Consider the following 16,225-nt stretch of genomic DNA (forward strand, 5'->3'; position numbering starts at 1 on the left):
ACCCGAGCGTCACGCCGGAGTGAAGGCGGCCACTAATCGCGGTCCTTCCACTCGTCCTCGAGCATCGCGTAGATCAGCTCGTCGGTCCACTCGCCCTTGACGATCTCGTTTTCCTTCAGGTGTGCTTCGCGGCGCATGCCGAGGCGTTCCATCAGCGCGGCGGACGCGGTGTTCCGGCCGTCGCAGCGGCCGATGATGCGGTGCAGCCCCAGGTCTTCGAAGCCCAGCCGCAGCAGCTCGGTGGCCGCCTCGGCGGCCAGGCCCTTGCCGTGGTGGTCCGGGTGGAAGACGAACCCGATCTCGCCCTGGCGGTGTTCGCTGCTCAGCCACTCCAGGTTCAGGTCGCCGATGAGCTGTCCCGTCGCGGCCAGCTCGACCGCCACCGCCAGCAGCTGCCCTTCCTTCGTCAACGTCGAGCTGTGCACCCGTTTGGCGAGCGCGGCGGCCGACTCGGCGCGGCTGCGCGGGCCCCAGTACAGGTAGCGGGCGACGTCGGCGCGGGATTGGAAGGAGTTCAGCGCGTCGAGGTCCTCGGGCGTGAACGGGCGCAGGAGCAGGCGTCCCGTGGTGATCGGGTAGTCGGGCCTGAGCATGCTTCCAGGCTAGCGAGCATCAGCCGTCCGGGGGACGATGCGGCGAAATGCTGATCGCCGGACGGTCATCCTGCGACGCCGGGTGGCATGACCTGCACAAATGAGCGCATGAAGGAACCCCCGGGGTGCCTCTCGAGCGCCGTCAAACGCTTGAGTCCGAGCCGGACTGGTGCTCGGAAACCCCGGGGGCACGGTGACTGCCTGGTATTCGCTATCAGGCATCACGTGGAGCAGGCGATGAGCCGAAGGTGGCTCAGCTGTAGCGCTGCTCAAAGTCCTCCACGTGCCATCCGCTAGCGGACAGCCACCTCACGAGTCCTGTCGATATACAACTTTGGACCACCTCCTCTCTCGTGTACTTCCAAGCTAGGCGAAGTCGGTGGTGCGCGGCAACGTCATTTCGGTGATCTCGGTCCGCAAGACGGCTTTCCGCCGTTCGTCGAGGAAGGAGGCGTCGACGGCGTTCTCCGCCAAGCGCACCAGTTCGGCCGTGGTGAGGCCCAGCGTCTCGGCGACGGCGACGTACTCGCCGGTGAGCGTGGCGCCGAACATCGGCGGGTCGTCGGTGTTGAGCGTCACGACGACGCCGTGGTCGAGCATGCGCCGGATCGGGTGCGCGGCGAGGTCCGCGACCTGGCCGGTCCGCACGTTCGACGTCGGGCAGACCTCGAGCGGAATCCGATGGGCCGCAAGGTGTTCCAGCAGCGCGGGATCGGCCGCGCAGCTCGTGCCGTGGCCGATCCGCTCGGCGCCGAGGTCGTGCAGCGCGGACCAGATCGTGGCCGGCCCGGTCGTCTCCCCCGCGTGCGGGACGCTGTGCAGCCCGGCTTCCCGCGCCCGCGTGAAGTACGGCTCGAACTGCGCCCGGCCGACACCCAGTTCCGGTCCGCCGAGCCCGAACGACACCAGGCCGCCGGGGCGTTCGCGCAGCGCGAACACCAGCGTCTCCCGCCCGGCCCGGATGCCCTTTTCGCCCGGAACGTCGAAGCACCAGGCCAGTTCCACGCCCAGTTCGGCGGCGCTGGCCCGGCCGGTTTCGAGCCCGGCCAGCAGGTCGTCGCCGGACATCCCGTCGAGCAGGTGGTTGTACGGGGTCACGGTGACTTCGGCGTAGCGGCAGTTGTGCGCGGCGAGATCCGCCGCCAAGCCCGTCACGAGGGTGTGGACGTCGTGGCGGTCGCGCACGAGCGAGGTGACCGCGAGGTACACGGTGAGGAAGTGGGTGAAGTTGCGGAAGGTGAAGAACTCCGCGAGCTCGCGTTCCTCGGTGGGGACGCCCGCGGCGGGGCGCCGCCGGGCCAGTTCGAGCACCGTCGGCAGGCTGGCAGAGCCGACCAGGTGGACGTGCAGTTCGACCTTGGGCAGGGCGTGCGCGAACGCGCGCAGCGCCGGCCCGGTCAGGATTTCGGGCATGACGAAGCTCCCTGGGTTTTCGAAACGGGTGACGGGAAGGAGCGCGCGGCGCTCAGGGAGCGAGGTCGCCGCGTTCGGTGTCGGCGCCGTAGAGCGGAAGCTTGAACGTCGTCACGTGAGCCAGCTTACTGCGCCGGGTACGGGCCTGTCTGGTCCTTCGGGCAGAACCACGTCGGCCGTCGCTGGACGTCGTGGCCCTGGGTGCGGACCAGGAGCTTGCCGCCGCAGCGGAAACAGCCCTGGCGGGTGCGCTCGTACACCCAGTTCTTGCGGTTGCGGTCGAGGTGGCCGGTGGTGCTCTGGTCGAAGCGCCCGGCGAGGGCGTTGGCCAGCAGCAGCTTGCGGGCCAGCGCGACCGTGCGCTCGGCGTCCACTTCGGACACCGGCGTCCACGGCGTCACGCCGAGCAGGAAGGCGATCTCGCACTTGTAGAGGTTTCCGACGCCCGCCATCACCCGCTGGTCGAGCAGGGTGAGCCCGAGCTCGCGCGCCGGAGCGGCGGTCAGGTTCGCGATCGCCTGCTTCAGGTGCTCGTCCGTCCACTTCGGATCCAGCAGGTCCGGCCCGAGGTGCGCGACGAGGTCGCGTTCCTTGCTCGTGGCCACGAGTTTCAGGTCGTGGACGCGGAAGCCGATCACCTGGACGCCGGCCGCGGTGAAGATCACGCGGGCGTGGTGGCCGGGCCGGCGCCACTTCGCGCCGGCCGGGTAGACGTCCCACATCCCGTCCATCATCAGGTGCGAGTGCAGGGTCAGGTCGCCGGAGAAGCGGGTGAACAGGTGCTTGCCCACCGTTCCGACGCCGAGCACCTCACGGCCGGACAGGTCCACAGTGGCCAGCTGGGGCACGCGGAATTCGCCGCGCAGCAACGTCTTCCCGGTCATCGCGTTGGCGAAGCGCTTGGCGACCAGGAAGACGGTGTCACCTTCGGGCACGGCTCACCCCGTGGATTCGGACACCTCGGCGGGCGCGTCGGGGGCCTCGGGGGTCTCCGGGGCCGGGCCTTCGGGCCAGTCCGGGCCTTCGGGTTCTTCGCCGGCGATGCGGTGCCGGCCCGCCCGGTTGGAGCGGAGGATCTTCGCCAGCACCATGTTGAACGTCAGCGCGATCTCCTGGGCGCCCGGCGAGTGCCACTCGTGGATCGGGCTGCACGCGCCCTGGGCCTGCTGCACCGCGAGCCGGTCGGTGATCGCCGTCGGCATCACCAGGGAGCCGAAGTTCTCGCGCAGCTCGGCGATCCGGAACTGGTGCTCGTAGGAGCGCACGCGAAGCTTGTTCACCAGGACGCCGATCGGGCGCAGGTCCGGGTTGAGCTCCTTGCGGATCTTCTCGATCGCCTCCAGCGCCCGGGACGCCCCGGCGACGGCGTACATCGTCGGCTCGGTGACGATGAGCGCGCTGTCCGCGGCGACCAGCGCCGACTTCGTCAGCCGGCCCAGTGACGGCGGGCAGTCCAGAACCACCAGCTCGTACGGCGTTTCGCGCAGCGGCGTGCGGTGCAGCTCGTCCAGCGCGCGGGAGAAGTTCGCCAGGCGCTCGCTGTCGGCGTCCGGGTCGTTGAGCAGCTCCAGCTCTTCGGTGCCGACGAGGACGTCGACGTCCTCGCTCCACACGCTCGGGGCGATCGCGCGTTCCAGCATCTCCCGGGTCGGGGTTTCGAGCACGTCCGCGAGGGTGGCGTCGGTGAAGGGCGGGTCGAGCGAGGTGGTGGCGTTGCCCTGCGGGTCGAGGTCGACCACCAGCGTCCGCGTGCCCCTACGCAAGGCGGCGGACGCGATACCGAGAGCGACCGTCGTCTTGCCGACGCCTCCCTTGAGGCTGAGTACGGCGACCGTGTGCACGAAGTCCAGCCTACGGGTGCGGGCGGGAGGCGCCGCCGGGCAAGGGCCGTTCACTCGAAGGGAGGAGCTCGGGAGGCGGGCGGGGGCGGGCACTACCCTGTGCGACATGAAGACGGAGACCGTGGCCGCCCGGGGTTCGGGCGCCGTCCGCCGGGTGCTCGAGGCCGAGATCGAGGCCGCCCGCGCCCGCGGCGCCGAGCACCCCCGCGTCGTGGACGTCGGCGGCGGCAGCGGTGGCTGGGCGGTGCCGTTCGCGGCGGCGGGCTGCCGGGTGACCGTCGTCGAGCCGAGCCCGAACGCCCTGGCCACGCTGCAGCGCCGGGCCGAGGAAGAAGGCGTCTCCGAGCTGATCACGGTGGTCGCGGACGACTCGGACGCGCTCGGCCGGTACGTCGAGGCCGGCTCGGCCGACCTGGTGCTGGCGCACGGGCTGCTGGAGATCGTCGACGACCCTTCGGCCGTGCTTTCGGCCCTCGCGACGGCGGTGGCGCCGGGTGGCGCGGTGTCGGTGCTGGTGGCGAACCGCCACGCGGCCGTGCTCCACCGCGCGCTGGCCGGCCGGGTCGGCGAGGCCCGCAAGCTGCTCGAAAGCGCCGACGGCGTCGCCCCGGGCGACACCGTGCTGCGGCGCTTCTCCGCCGCCGGCCTGCGGGCCGACCTGGAGGCCGCGGGTCTCGAAGTGACGCTGCTGCAGGGCGACCGGGTGATCTCGGACCTGGTCACCGGCGACGTCCGCGACGACGAGCTGGCGGAGTTCGAACGGGTGGCGGCGGGCACGCCGGCGCTGCGGGACATCGCGGGCCGGCTGCACGCGGTGGCGCGCCCGGCCTGAGCCCGGTCCGCGGGTTTCCGCCCTCGCGCTCCCCGGTGATCCGAAACTGGCAATGACCTCTGGGGCTTCGCCCCAGGCCGGGGGCTCCGCCACCCGAACCCCCGGAAAATGTCGGTGGTGGCCGGTAGCGTCCTCGGCGTGGGGCGAAATGCTGAGTTGCCGGGCGGGATGGGCCGGTTCCGCGTCCGGCCGGGGGAGCCGGTGCCGGACGACACCGGGTGCGGGCTGCTGCACGTCGACATGGACGCGTTCTTCGTGTCGGTCGAGCTGCGGACCCGGCCCGAGCTCGCGGACAAGCCGGTCGTGGTGTCCGGGGGCGGCCCGCGGGCCGTCGTGGCCGCGGCGAACTACCCGGCGCGGAAGTTCGGGGTGCGCTCGGCCATGCCGTTCTCGACGGCGAAGCGGCTGTGCCCGCACCTGATCAACATCCCGCCGACGTCGGGGCTCTACGGCGAGGTCTCCCGCGGCGTGATGGGTATCTTCCGCGAGCTGACGCCGCTGGTCGAGCCGCTCAGCCTGGACGAGGCGTTCCTGGACGTCAGCGGGGCGCTGCGGCGCTTGGGCGCCACCCCGGCCTCGCTGGGCGCGCAGATCCGCTCGCGGGTCGCGGCCGAGCACGGGATCACCTGCTCGGTGGGGGTGGCGAAGGTCAAGTTCGTCGCGAAGCTGGCGTCGGGGATGGCGAAGCCGGACGGGATGGTCGTGGTGCCCGCGGCGGAGACCCTGGCGTTCCTGCACCCGCTGCCGGTGTCGGCGCTGTGGGGTGTCGGCGCGCGGACCGAGGAGCACCTGCGGCGCCTGGGCCTGGCCACGATCGCCGACGTCGCCGCGTTCCCGCCGGAGCGGCTGAAGAAGTCGCTGGGCACCGCGGCCGGCGAGCACCTGTACCGGCTGGCGCACGGGGTGGACGAGCGGTCGGTGGTGGCCGAGTCGCCGGAGAAGTCGATCGGCGCGGAGCACACCTTCGACGTCGACCTGCACGACCGGGCCGCGCTGGGGCTGGAGCTGCTGCGGCTCGCGGAGCGGGTCGGCGCGACGCTGCGGGGCCGGGGGCTGCGCGGCCGGACGGTCTCGATCAAGGTGCGGTTCGCGGACTTCCGGACGATCACCCGGGCCCGCACGCTGGTCTCGGCGACGGACGTGGCGCGCGAGATCCACGCGGTCGCCGTCGCGCTGCTGGCCGAGCACGCGCCGACCGGAGCCGTGCGGCTGATCGGCGTCCGCGTCGAAGGGCTGGACACGGGCGAGGCGGGGGAGCAGCTGGTGTTCGATTCGCGGGCCCCGCGCTGGCGTGACGCGGAGGTGGCGGCCGACGTCGCGCGGTCGAAGTTCGGTTCGGCGGCGGTGCGGCCGGCGTCCTTACTGGGGCCTCGGGAGGGGTGACGGCACGGACGGTGATCTTCGGCCCGGCGGCCGTCCCCCACAACGGCGGTCGGGCCGCAAAACGGTCACGATCGGCCACGGTGACCGTCCGCAACGCCCCTCCGGCGGGATTTAGCCCAATTCGATCCCTCTTGGATGCGGGATCGGGTAGTCGTGCGGGCGCGGGCCTCGTATCCTGGACAGTGCCACCCCGCCTGGGGTTGGCTGTTGGGTCCAGGACGTTGCGCGGCCCGGCGCCCGCGACAGCTGTGCCGGAGGAGGAAAGATGCCACTCTCCGAGCATGAGCAGCGGCTGCTCGATCAAATCGAGCGCGAGCTCTATGCCGAGGACCCCAAGTTCGCATCCACGGTGCGTGGCACCCGGTTGCGTCGCCCCGCTCGCCGACGGCGTATTCAGGGCATCGCCCTGTTCGTAGTGGGCGTGGCCCTGCTGGTGCTGGGCGTGGTGGTGCCGCAGTTCCGGGTGGCCGACATCCCGCTGATCAGCGTGCTCGGGTTCCTCGTGATGTTCTTCGGAGTCATGTTGGCCGTCACATCGATTCGGCACGGCGCCGACGGAGACGGCAAGGCCGGTGGACCAGCCACCCGCGGCGGCAAGCCATCGGGTGGCCGGAGTTCCTTCACCCAGAGGATGGAGGAGCGCTTCCGCCAGCGCTTCGAGGAGCAGTAGCGCCGCAAGACTACGAGGTCCGCGTCCCGCCGAACGGGGGGACGCGGATCTTCTTGTTTGCTCACTTTGCCCGCGTCGGGCCGTTGAGCTGGGTGACAGTGGGTGACCCCCACCCGGGTGACCAAGCGCGCCGGGTCACCCGTGATCAGCGGGGCTTCACGCTGATACCCCGCTGACCACGCGAGATGCCTCTCCAAGCACGAGGGATGGCTTGGGACGGGTGGGTTTAGTCGCGGTTGCGGAAGACCGAACGAGGGAACAGCTTTCCCTTCCACGACAGCGGCGCGTTGCGGCGAAGGCTCCGCCGCAGTCCCTCGAAGGCCGGTGGGAGCGCCGGCTGAGCTGTGTCGTCCCCGCCGTACCACGACCTCTCCAGGACGCCGATGACCGTCCGGAGGCTTTCGCGGCCGTCGTCGTCGAGGTGGTGCTTGGCCGCCAGCTTCTGGCCCGCCACGCGGACCGTGTCGCTGCTCGGGATCGGCAGGCCGCGGTCCGCGCACTCCGCGCGCAGCTCCGCCCACGCCGCGTCGGCCGCGCCCGGCTGCTGCTGGACGATGCGCTGCAAGCGCCGCCGGCGGACGACCTCGCGGAGCAGCGCCGGACCGGCCGCCGCGAGCTGCAGGACCACCACCAGCACGCCGAGCCACCAGACCACCGTCGCCGCGAGCAGGCCCAGCGCCGTGATCCAGAACCCCGCCGCCAGCAGCGGCAGCCAGCCGAGCAACGCCTGGAACCGGGACGGTGCCGCCACCGGCGCCGGTGCTCGCACGAGCAGTGCGCCTTCGCTCCGGTCGCCGTCCGCGGGCCCGGGTGGTGGAGCGTCGCCCCCCGGCCGGGTGCGCCCTCGGCCCAGCGACCGCCGTAGCAGCGCCGCGACGAGCAGTGCGCCCGCGCCCAGCGCGGCGAGCACCAGAGCGAGGTTGAACAGCCAGCCGTCACCGCTCGAAGCGTCCTTGGCCGTCTGCGCCGGGACGTTCGGCTCGTTGTCGCGCGGGACGCCGGTCGGTGCCGCGCTCGACTGGACCGTGCTCGGCGCCACCTGGGTGTCGTCCGGCTGGTTGCCGTTCTGCGGGCCGGCCTGCAGGTACGACGGCGTGATGCCGCGGCCGTCGGACAGCGGCGTCGGGTCGAACGTCACCCAGCCCTTGTCGCCGAAGTACGCCTCGACCCACGCGTGCGCGTCCTGGGTGGTGATCGTCAGGTAGTCGTTGACCTGCACGCCCGGCGTGAAGCCGATCGCCACGCGCGACGGGATGCCCGCCACCCGCAGCATCACGCCCATCGCCGACGCGAATTGCTCGCAGAAGCCGCGCTTGCCGTTGAGGATGAAGTCGGTGAGCGCGTCGGCGTCGGTCGCCGGCGCGGTCTTCGTGTCGTAGACGAACCCGTTCTGCGCCGTGAAGTAGCGCCAGATCGCCGAGGCCCGGTCGAAGTCGTTGGTCGCGCCGGCGATCAGCTGCTGGGTCTTCGCGCGGACGCGGTCGTCGACCCGGTCGATCTGGGTGTAGCGCGGTGGCAGGTCGTCGACCCGCGAGGTCACGCGCAGCTCGGCGGCCGTCGGTTCCTTCAGCGACGCGTATTCGGTGTACGCCGGCGGGGCTTCGCTGCGAGTGGTGAACACCGTGCCGCTGATCTGGTCGTAGAGGTAGCTGTTGGCCGTGCCGTCGATCACCCGCGGCGCGCCGTAGACCGGCAGCCAGTTGTCCCGCCAGCTGGTCGGCTCGACGTCGATCCGGCGGGCGGTGCCGGTGCCGTCGTCGCCCGGGGCGGGCGGCAGCTGCGGCCCGACCGGGACGCCCTGCTGCGAACGGCCTTCGTCGTGCAGGCCCCAGCCCTTGTTGGGGTAGTAGGTGTCGAGCGTCATCGCGCGCATCAGCCGGCGGTCGGTGCCGAGGCCGCGGACCTTGAACAGCTCGCGGTTGGACCCTTGGTCGAGCATGCCGCGCAGCTCGGTGAACGGCTGGATGCCGAAACCGCCGGAGCCCGCCCCGGGGCCGTTGCCCCCCTCGCCGAACGGCATCCGCCCGATCGTGCCGACCCAGGTGATCGCCCCGCCCAGCAGGCCGAGCACGATCGCCGCGCAGACGACCGCGACCGGCGCGGACAGCACGCCGGGTTTGCCGCTGCTGCCCGGGGCCTCCCGGGTGCGCCAGCGCTGGTGCCGGTGGTTGCCGTCGACGGCCAGCAGGCCGGCGAACGCGGCCCCGCCGAGCAGGAACGTCCACCACGGCAGCATTTCCTCGCTCAGCGCGGCCGGCACGGCGTAGACGCAGAGCAGCACGAGCCCGGTCGCCGCGGGCGCCGCGGCGGCGACGGTCAGGGTGTCGACGAGGACGGCGACCAGGCCGATCAGGATGGTGATGAGGCACAGGATCGGCTGGCTGCCCTCGACCGGCGGCAACCCGACGCGGATCTGCTCGGCGGCGCTCGACAGCGTGGTCCCGATCTCGGAAAACGCTTCCGGGCCGGGGATGATCTGCAGGATGCCGTGCGTGGTGAAGGCGCCGGTGATCAGGAAGAGCAGGACGAGCAGCTGCCCGCACCCGACCAGGACGGTCGGCACCTGCAGCGAGCGCAGGGCCAGCCCGGAAGCCCCGATGAGCAGGACGGCGACGAACAGGTACCCGAACCAGGCCAGCCCGGCGACGACGCTGGTGACCGAGGTCGCGGCGCAGAGGGTGGCCACCCCGGCGGCGACGGGCGCGAGAACGCTGCTGCGCCAGGCGGAAAGCGGCCGCTGCGGCCGGGGCGCGGGCCGATCGAACTTCCGCGGCGGTGCGGCGGTGCTCATCGCGACTCCCCGATCGAGGTGGTGCGGTGGGTCGCGGTGGTGCTCGCCGACGCGGGCGGCTCGATGCGCGCGCCCCGGCTGGTGCGGCCGTGGCCGGGCACGGACCGGCCGAAGCGGCGCTGCGGTGCGGGGCCGCGGGCTGCGCTTGGCGAACTCGGCGCGGGCCGCTCGGTCCGCTCCGCACCGCAGCCACCGCCGCGGTGCGGGGCGATGCGGCGGGTCGTGGTCGGCGACGCGGTGAGGCTCATCGCGGCCCTCCGATCGAGGTGGTGCGGTGGGTCGCGGTGCGCGGCGGTGCGTTTGTGCTCATCGCAGCTCCCCGGTCGAGGTGCTGCAGCGGGATGCGGTGCGCGGCGGCGCGGCGGTGCTCATCGCAGCTCCTCAGTCGAGGTACTGCGGCGGGTTGCGGTAGCGCTGTGGTGCTCATCGCGGCCCCGATCAGCAAGCCGCGGTCGGCCGTGGTGCGCTGTGATGCGGTGCGGTTCATCGCGGCCCACCGATCAGCGTGCCGCGGCGCGCGCCGCTGCGGCACAGCTCGGCCCACACCTGCGGCATCGGCGAACCCGGCCCCGCGACGATCACACCCCAGCCGGCCGCGCGCAGCAGGGCCGCCGAGTCCTCCGTCGCCGCGGCCCTCTGCTCGGGCGCCGAAACCCCCGCCGACCACGTCGGCGTGTCCAGCAGGACCGCCAGGCTCCTGATGCCGCGCGGGCGGTACTGGGTCAGCTCGTGCACCGCCTCCGTGCTCACCGTGCCGAGCACCGCGATCAGCTCCTGGCCCTCGGCCGGGTCGCCGGCCAGCGTGATGTCGCGCTGGTGGGCCGGCTGCAGGGCCGCCAGCGCGTCGAGCACGACGTGGTCGTAGTGGTCGCCGCCGTCGCCCGGGGTGTCCGCCAGGGTGACGCCGTGCTCGCTCACCAGCCGGACGCGGTGGCCGGACCGGCGCAGGTGCAGAGCCGCCGACGCTGCGAACGCCACCGCCCACTCCAAGCTCGCCGCCGGGCCGGCGCCGTGGTGCGCGGCCGCGCGGTGGTCCAGCAGCACCGTCGTGCCGCCGCGCCACGGGCGTTCCTCGACGCGGACCATGATCTCGTCGCGGCGGGCCGTCGAGCGCCAGTGCACCTTCCGCAGGTCGTCGCCCTGCCGGTACTGGCGGACGATCACGTCGGCCTCGCCCTGCCCGGCGTGCAGCCGGACCGTGCCGTCGTCGCCGACGCCGATGCCCGCGCCGCTCGGCAGGCCCCACAGCGGGACCACGCGGGGCACGACGACCAGCCGGGAGTGCCCGATCAGCTCGCGCTCGAACTCGCACAGCCCGAACGGGTCGGTGATCGTCGCGCGCAGCGGCCCGACCTGCTGGATCCCGCGCAGCACCGGCTGCAGCGGGTAGCGCAGGGCGACGCGCCGGTCGTGCGGGAGCCGTTCGACGACGAACCGCGGCCGCGAACCCAGCGCGTACGGTACGCCGTCCTCGAGGAGGATCTCGCCGGCCGGCAGCCGCCCGCTGCGCCACAGCTCCAGCTGCACCTCGCCGTTGCCGCCGACGGCGACCCGTTGCGGGCGCAGCGTGCGGGTGGCGCCGATGCGCAGCCGCGTCGCCGAGATGAACACGGCGACCAGCAGCGGCAGCGCCACCACGAACACCGCGACCCGCAGCAGATCGCGTTCGTTGAGCACGAACGAGCACACCGCGGCGGCGATCCCCGCGGCCAGGAGGCAACGGCCGCGGGTGGTCAGGCCGGACAGGGCACGCAGCATGCCGTTCTCTTCCCCTTCGGCGGCAGGACGGTTTTCGGGGGTTCGGGTCGCGAAGCCCCGGATGTCACCGCTAGGGCCGGGTGCCCTGCGGCACCGGCACCCGGTGCAGCACCGCGCGCACGACGTCGGTCGCCGACCGGCGGGCCGCGTGGGCCTCGGTGGTCAGCATCAGGCGGTGTGCGAGGACCGGGACCGCCACCGTGTGCAGGTCGTCCGGCACGACGTAGTCGCGGCCCGACAGCGCGGCCTGCGCCCGCGCCGCGCGGACGAGGTGCAGCGTGGCCCGCGGGGACGCGCCGAGCCGGACCTCCGGGACTCCCCGGGTGGCCGCGACGACGTCGACGGCGTACCGGCGGACCTCGGGGGCCATGTGCACGCTGCGGACCGTCTCGATCAGCCGGTGCACGGTCTCGCCGTCGGACACCGGCTGCAGGTCCTCGATCGGGTTGTGCCCCGCGTGCTCGTCGACCATGGCCAGCTCGGCCTGCTGGTCCGGGTAGCCGATGGAAACCCGCGCGGTGAAGCGGTCGCGCTGGGCTTCGGGCAGCGCGTACGTGCCTTCCATCTCGATCGGGTTCTGCGTCGCGATCACCATGAACGGCTCTTCGAGCCGGTAGGTCGTGGTGTCGACGGTGACCTGGTGCTCCTCCATGCACTCCAGCAGCGCCGACTGCGTCTTCGGCGAGGCGCGGTTGATCTCGTCGCCCACCACGATGTTCGCGAACACCGGGCCGGGGCGGAAGTCGAACTCGCCGGACTGGCGGTTGTAGATGGAGACGCCGGTGACGTCGCTCGGCAGCAGGTCGGGGGTGAACTGGATGCGGCTGACCGTGCAGTCGATCGACCGGGCGAGCGCCTTGGCCAGCGACGTCTTCCCGACGCCGGGCACGTCCTCGACGAGGAGGTGGCCTTCGGCGAGCAGGGTGACCAGCGCGATCCGGATGACGTCGGGCTTGCCGACCAGCACGCGTTCCACGTTGGCGGCGATCCGCCGCGCGGTGTCGTGCAGTTCGTCCAGCGGCACTCTGCCGGGGTGACCGGGGGCCCTCCCGTTGCCCGAGGGCTCCGCCGGGTAAGGCGGCCGCCCGGATGCCTGCTCGCCCGATCCGGGCGCGGCAGACTGGATTCTCGACGTCACTCGACCTCCTGGTGGCGCATGGCCGCGCGCAGTGTGCGCACCGCCGGGCCGAACGGCCCCCTCGCTGCTGTCCGCGCGCAGCGACCAGCCTTCCACCCAGTGTGTCAAACCCGGGCGAACCGGGGGGCGGAACCCCGCGAAGGCCGGAGGAACACGTTCGGCCTTTCGGGCTGGGACAGTGCCGATGACACTGCGCAAGCAGGCACGATACCCCGAACGGGTGGGTATTCACCCGATTCTGGGTGCTCCCGCTGACACCCTGCTCTGTCGTATGCTGCGGTTCGAGGTCGCCCGGCTACGGAGAGGCGTAACCGCTTATGAGCGAGCTGCGAACCCAGCCGCCCTTCGACGTCCGCGGCTTCGCGGTCGCGCCCGAGCTGGCCACGGACGCCTACGCGAAGCTCGGCCGGCTGCAGGACGTCGTCGGCGAGATGGTCCGCGAAGCCAAGGTGCTCGGCCGGAGCGTGCCGCTGGGCGGCGGGTACGCCGGCGAGATCGGCGAGTTCATGGCCGAGTACGGGATCGGCGGCCAGGGCTCGGCGGTGCAGCAGCTGACCGCGTTCGGCAAGGAGCTGGAGACGCTCAAGCGGCGGATCGGCGAGGCGCTGGCGAAGTACCAGCACGCGGACGAGCAGGCGGCCGAAGGGGTGGACTGCGCTGGTGGGTGAGCTGGTGCGTGCCGAACGGACGGAGGCGCGGGGCCCCGGGGTGGCGCGCGGACCGGCGGGTGCGTGCGGCCGGGGGCCGGGAGCGCGCCGGTTCCTCCTTGCTGCCGCTCTCCTTCTTCTCCTCACCGCGTGCGGGCAGCAGACCGCCGCCCCGCCGGCCGCCATCGGACACACCTTCGCGGAGGCCTCCGCGACCGCCGCACCCGCGCCGTCCGCTTCGCCGGTCGGCCTCGCCGCGCTCGACCCCTGCACCTTGCTCTCCCCGCAGGACCGGTCGGCCGCCGGTGTCACCGTGCTCGGGAAGCCCAAATCGATCGCCGGGGCCCGGGCGTGCGACTGGACCGTGCCCGCCACCTTCGGCGTCACCGTCACCTTCGACGAACAACACGGCCTGGCCGACCTCGACGTCGCCAAGAAGAACGCCACGAAGACGACGGTCGGCCGCCACCCCGGGCTGAAGGTCGCCGACAAGAAGGCCGCCGACGGCACCTGCGCCGTGCTGCTCGGCGTGGGCGACCGCGCCAGCGTGCAGATCGACGTCAGCAACACCGGCTTCTCGGACACCTCGCTCGCGTGCCGCCGCGCGGGCACGGTGGCCGGGCTCGTCGAACCCAAGCTGCCCTGACCAGGAGGTGCGCCGTGCCCGAACCCCCCGTCGCCACCGCGCGGTACGAGGCCTACAGCCACGAGGCGATGGCCGCGGAGGTCGTGCGCGGCAACGACCCGGTCGCCGCGGGCGAGGTCGGCGCGCGCTGGGACGGGCTCGCCAAGCGGCTCCAGGAGTCCACCGCCGACGTCGCCGCGCTCGTCGCCTCCTCGGAGGAGCACTGGCGTGGCCAGGCGGGGGACGCGGCGCGCGCGGCGCTGGGCCGGGCCGCGCAGTGGCTTTCGCACTCCGCCGCCGTCTCGGCGTCGGTCGGCCAGGCGGTCGGCGCGCAGGCCGAGGTGGCCGCGCGGGCCCGGGCCGACATGCCACCGCCGGTGACCTACGACCCGGCGTCGATGATCCGCGACGCGGCGTCCAGCGGAAACGTGCTGGTGCTGGCCGGGCTGGCCGGGGAGATGGCCGCCCGCCGGGCCGAGGCGGAGGCCGCGCGGCAGAAGGCCATCGACGTCCTCCGCACGCGGGACACCGCGCTGCGCGGCCACGCGCCCGCCGAGACGTTCCCCGCCCCGCCGGCGCTGGGGCGGGCTTGATCCGGGTTTCGGCGTCGGCGTTCGACATCCTCTGGACCGACCTCGGCCACGACCGGCCGCCGGAACCGCTGAGCGTCCGCAGCGTCGGCGTGACCGACGCCGAACGGGCCGAGGTGCGGAAGGCCGTCTACGCCAACCTCGCCGAACGCGGTCTGCACGACGGGTCCCGGCTCGAGCCCGTCCTGGCCGCGCGCCTGAACCTGCTCGCGGACGCAGACGTGTTCGTCGCGTGCGAGGCGTTGGCGGACATGACGGCGGCGACGCCGTTCCGCGCGGTGACCGCGGCCCGCGGCCGCCGCGGCGTCCTGGCGACGCAGCCGGAGCAGACGATCGGCCTGGACTCGATCCGCGAGGGCGAGCTCGGCACGGCGATCGTCGACGTCCTGCCGGAGCTGGCGGCGGGTCCCGGCTACGGCATCAGCCTCCCGGCGTCGACGCTCTCGGGTGCCTCGGACGCCGGTTCCGGGCCGGCGTCCGCGCAGCTCGAGGAGGTCCGGGCGATTCAGGCGCGGCCGGTGTACGCGGCGGGACAGTTCAGCGTGAGCCGCCGCTCGGGGCCGGGCCGGGTGACGCGGGTCGGCGGCTTGACGTGGTTCGACACCGACGTCGGCGCTTATTGCGCGACGAAGACCCCGGGCCGGGGTGGGGTGGAGTGGGTGACGGTCAGCCCGGTCGACAGCACCCGCCTCGCGGCCCGCGTCACGGCCCTCCTCACCCCGGAGGACTGAGCGCCGGCCCCAACGTCGCGAATGACTCATTCGGGACCTCCGGGGCCCCGAATGAGTCATTCGCGACGTCCGGCGAGGACTACTGGCGGACGCGGACGGTTTGCCGCCGCGCGGTACGCCAGCACGAGCTCGCCGGCGACGGCTCGCGGTTCGCTGCGCAAGCGGCTGGGCACTGTCTGCACGACCGCGACTCCTGCGGCGGCATACCGGTTGTTGCGTTCGAGCGTCGCCGCGTAGCCCGGTCGCCCGAAGTGGAATTCGTAGGAGTCGATCTCCCAAGCCAACGCGACCTCGTCGCACCAGGCGTCCGGGGTGGCGATGTACCGGCCACGCTCGTCGCGGACCTGGAAGTTCCAGACCGGCTCCGGCAAGCCGGTGCGCCGCCAGACGGCCATGGCCTCGGCCTCGGCGGGCGACCGGGCGCCGCTGCCGATCTCCCGGAGCACTTCGCGGGGCAGCGCGCTGCCCCGGTCGCTTCCTTTCTCCAGTTCCGTGCACAAATCTGTCGGGTCGGTCTTCAGCTGCTGCACCACTTCGGCGAGCAACGCCCTGATCGGCGCGCGTTCGGTCAGCCGCCGGCACTCGTCCAGTACCGCCCGGACCACGGGTGCCAAGGGCAGCTTGCCGACCTCGATCGGCGTGGGCATCCGAGTGGTCCGCTCGACGAGAACGTAGCCACTGCTGGTGGTCTTGAGATGGGCCGGGAGCAAGAGGTGGACCGGTTCGCCCGGCCGGGCGGCACGCTTCAGGCCCTGGCGACGACACGACTCGAGGCCGGTGACGACGGCCTCGCCGCCGCCGTAGAGCAAGGCACCTTCGAGCAACTGCCGTCGAGTCGGCGTTCCCGTGCGAAGCAGGACGACGCCGGGGAGGAGCCGTTGCCACGGACGGCCGGGGCGGCACCGCCGATAGCTGGTCCGCGACGGGACGCCCAGTTCTTCCAGCTGCGCCACCGTGAGGACACCGCGTCGGCTGGCGGCGAAGAGCTCCTCGGCATGTCCGGCCCACGATCTTCTGGTCACGGATCGATCGTCGGTCAAGCGCCGAAGCAGAACCATAGGTTTGCGTAATCTGTGGACTACTACCGGTCACCGAAGGGGCTGTGGACAACTCGGGGCGCCGCCGAGAAGGTCGCGCCGCCGAGGGCATCGGGCCGGTGCACGCGCTCGACGCGGCCCTGCGGAAGGCGCTGTCGCCGCACTTGTCCTGGTTG

General features: G+C 72.7%; 16 protein-coding genes. 7 read left to right on the plus strand and 9 right to left on the minus strand.

Annotated features, from left to right (window positions below):
• Positions 1–32 precede the first annotated feature (32 nt).
• The 4 genes from AB0M30_RS33385 to AB0M30_RS33400 form a co-directional block, all read right to left on the minus strand.
• Positions 33–593 carry a GNAT family protein gene (locus AB0M30_RS33385; protein WP_360179979.1) on the minus strand — a complete coding sequence of 187 codons (561 nt, stop codon included), beginning with the start codon at positions 591–593 and terminating at the stop codon, positions 33–35.
• 366 nt (positions 594–959) lie between these two features.
• Positions 960–2,006: an adenosine deaminase gene (gene add / locus AB0M30_RS33390; RefSeq protein ID WP_364592101.1), complete on the minus strand. Its 1,047-nt coding sequence runs from the start codon at positions 2,004–2,006 to the stop codon at positions 960–962.
• 125 nt (positions 2,007–2,131) lie between these two features.
• On the minus strand, positions 2,132–2,941 hold the full coding sequence (locus AB0M30_RS33395) for a DNA-formamidopyrimidine glycosylase family protein (RefSeq protein WP_364592104.1): 810 nt from the start codon (positions 2,939–2,941) through the stop codon (positions 2,132–2,134).
• Between the two features lie 3 nt (positions 2,942–2,944).
• Complete coding sequence (locus AB0M30_RS33400; RefSeq protein ID WP_364592107.1) at positions 2,945–3,847, minus strand: ParA family protein; 903 nt, start codon at positions 3,845–3,847, stop codon at positions 2,945–2,947.
• A 106-nt stretch (positions 3,848–3,953) separates the two neighbouring features.
• Here AB0M30_RS33400 and AB0M30_RS33405 point away from each other — a divergent pair, with 106 nt between their 5' ends.
• From AB0M30_RS33405 to AB0M30_RS33415, 3 genes are all read left to right on the plus strand, one after another.
• On the plus strand, positions 3,954–4,679 hold the full coding sequence (locus AB0M30_RS33405; RefSeq protein ID WP_103335153.1) for a methyltransferase domain-containing protein: 726 nt from the start codon (positions 3,954–3,956) through the stop codon (positions 4,677–4,679).
• Positions 4,680–4,847: 168 nt separating this feature from the next.
• Positions 4,848–6,062 carry a DNA polymerase IV gene (gene dinB, locus AB0M30_RS33410; RefSeq protein WP_364592328.1) on the plus strand — a complete coding sequence of 405 codons (1,215 nt, stop codon included), beginning with the start codon at positions 4,848–4,850 and terminating at the stop codon, positions 6,060–6,062.
• A gap of 265 nt (positions 6,063–6,327) precedes the next feature.
• Positions 6,328–6,732, plus strand: coding sequence for a DUF3040 domain-containing protein (locus AB0M30_RS33415; protein WP_364592110.1), 405 nt, complete (start codon positions 6,328–6,330; stop codon positions 6,730–6,732).
• Positions 6,733–6,958: 226 nt separating this feature from the next.
• Here the strand turns inward: AB0M30_RS33415 and AB0M30_RS33420 are convergent, their stop codons facing one another.
• From AB0M30_RS33420 to AB0M30_RS33435, 4 genes are all read right to left on the minus strand, one after another.
• Positions 6,959–9,523: a DUF3488 and transglutaminase-like domain-containing protein gene (locus AB0M30_RS33420; protein WP_364592113.1), complete on the minus strand. Its 2,565-nt coding sequence runs from the start codon at positions 9,521–9,523 to the stop codon at positions 6,959–6,961.
• Complete coding sequence (locus AB0M30_RS33425; RefSeq protein WP_364592116.1) at positions 9,520–9,771, minus strand: hypothetical protein; 252 nt, start codon at positions 9,769–9,771, stop codon at positions 9,520–9,522. Before AB0M30_RS33425 ends, AB0M30_RS33420 begins: the two co-directional genes overlap by 4 nt.
• 235 nt (positions 9,772–10,006) lie before the next feature.
• Positions 10,007–11,281, minus strand: a complete 1,275-nt coding sequence (locus AB0M30_RS33430) for a DUF58 domain-containing protein (protein WP_103335161.1) — start codon at positions 11,279–11,281, stop codon at positions 10,007–10,009.
• A gap of 70 nt (positions 11,282–11,351) precedes the next feature.
• Positions 11,352–12,419, minus strand: coding sequence for a MoxR family ATPase (locus AB0M30_RS33435; RefSeq protein ID WP_199191048.1), 1,068 nt, complete (start codon positions 12,417–12,419; stop codon positions 11,352–11,354).
• 317 nt (positions 12,420–12,736) lie between these two features.
• Here AB0M30_RS33435 and AB0M30_RS33440 point away from each other — a divergent pair, with 317 nt between their 5' ends.
• From AB0M30_RS33440 to AB0M30_RS33455, 4 genes are read left to right on the plus strand one after another with little or no spacing between them, the layout of a single operon-like run.
• A complete protein-coding gene (locus tag AB0M30_RS33440; protein WP_364592119.1) occupies positions 12,737–13,087 on the plus strand; it encodes a hypothetical protein in 351 nt (116 codons plus the stop codon).
• A complete protein-coding gene (locus tag AB0M30_RS33445; protein WP_364592121.1) occupies positions 13,080–13,712 on the plus strand; it encodes a DUF3558 family protein in 633 nt (210 codons plus the stop codon). Before AB0M30_RS33440 ends, AB0M30_RS33445 begins: the two co-directional genes overlap by 8 nt.
• Positions 13,713–13,726: 14 nt before the next feature.
• Entirely contained in the window at positions 13,727–14,284 is a 558-nt protein-coding gene (locus tag AB0M30_RS33450; protein ID WP_103335166.1) for a PPE domain-containing protein, read from the plus strand.
• Positions 14,281–15,012, plus strand: a complete 732-nt coding sequence (locus AB0M30_RS33455; protein WP_364592123.1) for an ESX secretion-associated protein EspG — start codon at positions 14,281–14,283, stop codon at positions 15,010–15,012. The genes AB0M30_RS33450 and AB0M30_RS33455 overlap by 4 nt, the downstream gene beginning before the upstream one ends.
• A 56-nt stretch (positions 15,013–15,068) precedes the next feature.
• Here the strand turns inward: AB0M30_RS33455 and AB0M30_RS33460 are convergent, their stop codons facing one another.
• Complete coding sequence (locus AB0M30_RS33460; RefSeq protein ID WP_364592125.1) at positions 15,069–16,034, minus strand: hypothetical protein; 966 nt, start codon at positions 16,032–16,034, stop codon at positions 15,069–15,071.
• Positions 16,035–16,225: the final 191 nt, after the last annotated feature.

Source organism: Amycolatopsis sp. NPDC051716, assembly GCF_040681595.1.
GTDB lineage: Bacteria > Actinomycetota > Actinomycetes > Mycobacteriales > Pseudonocardiaceae > Amycolatopsis.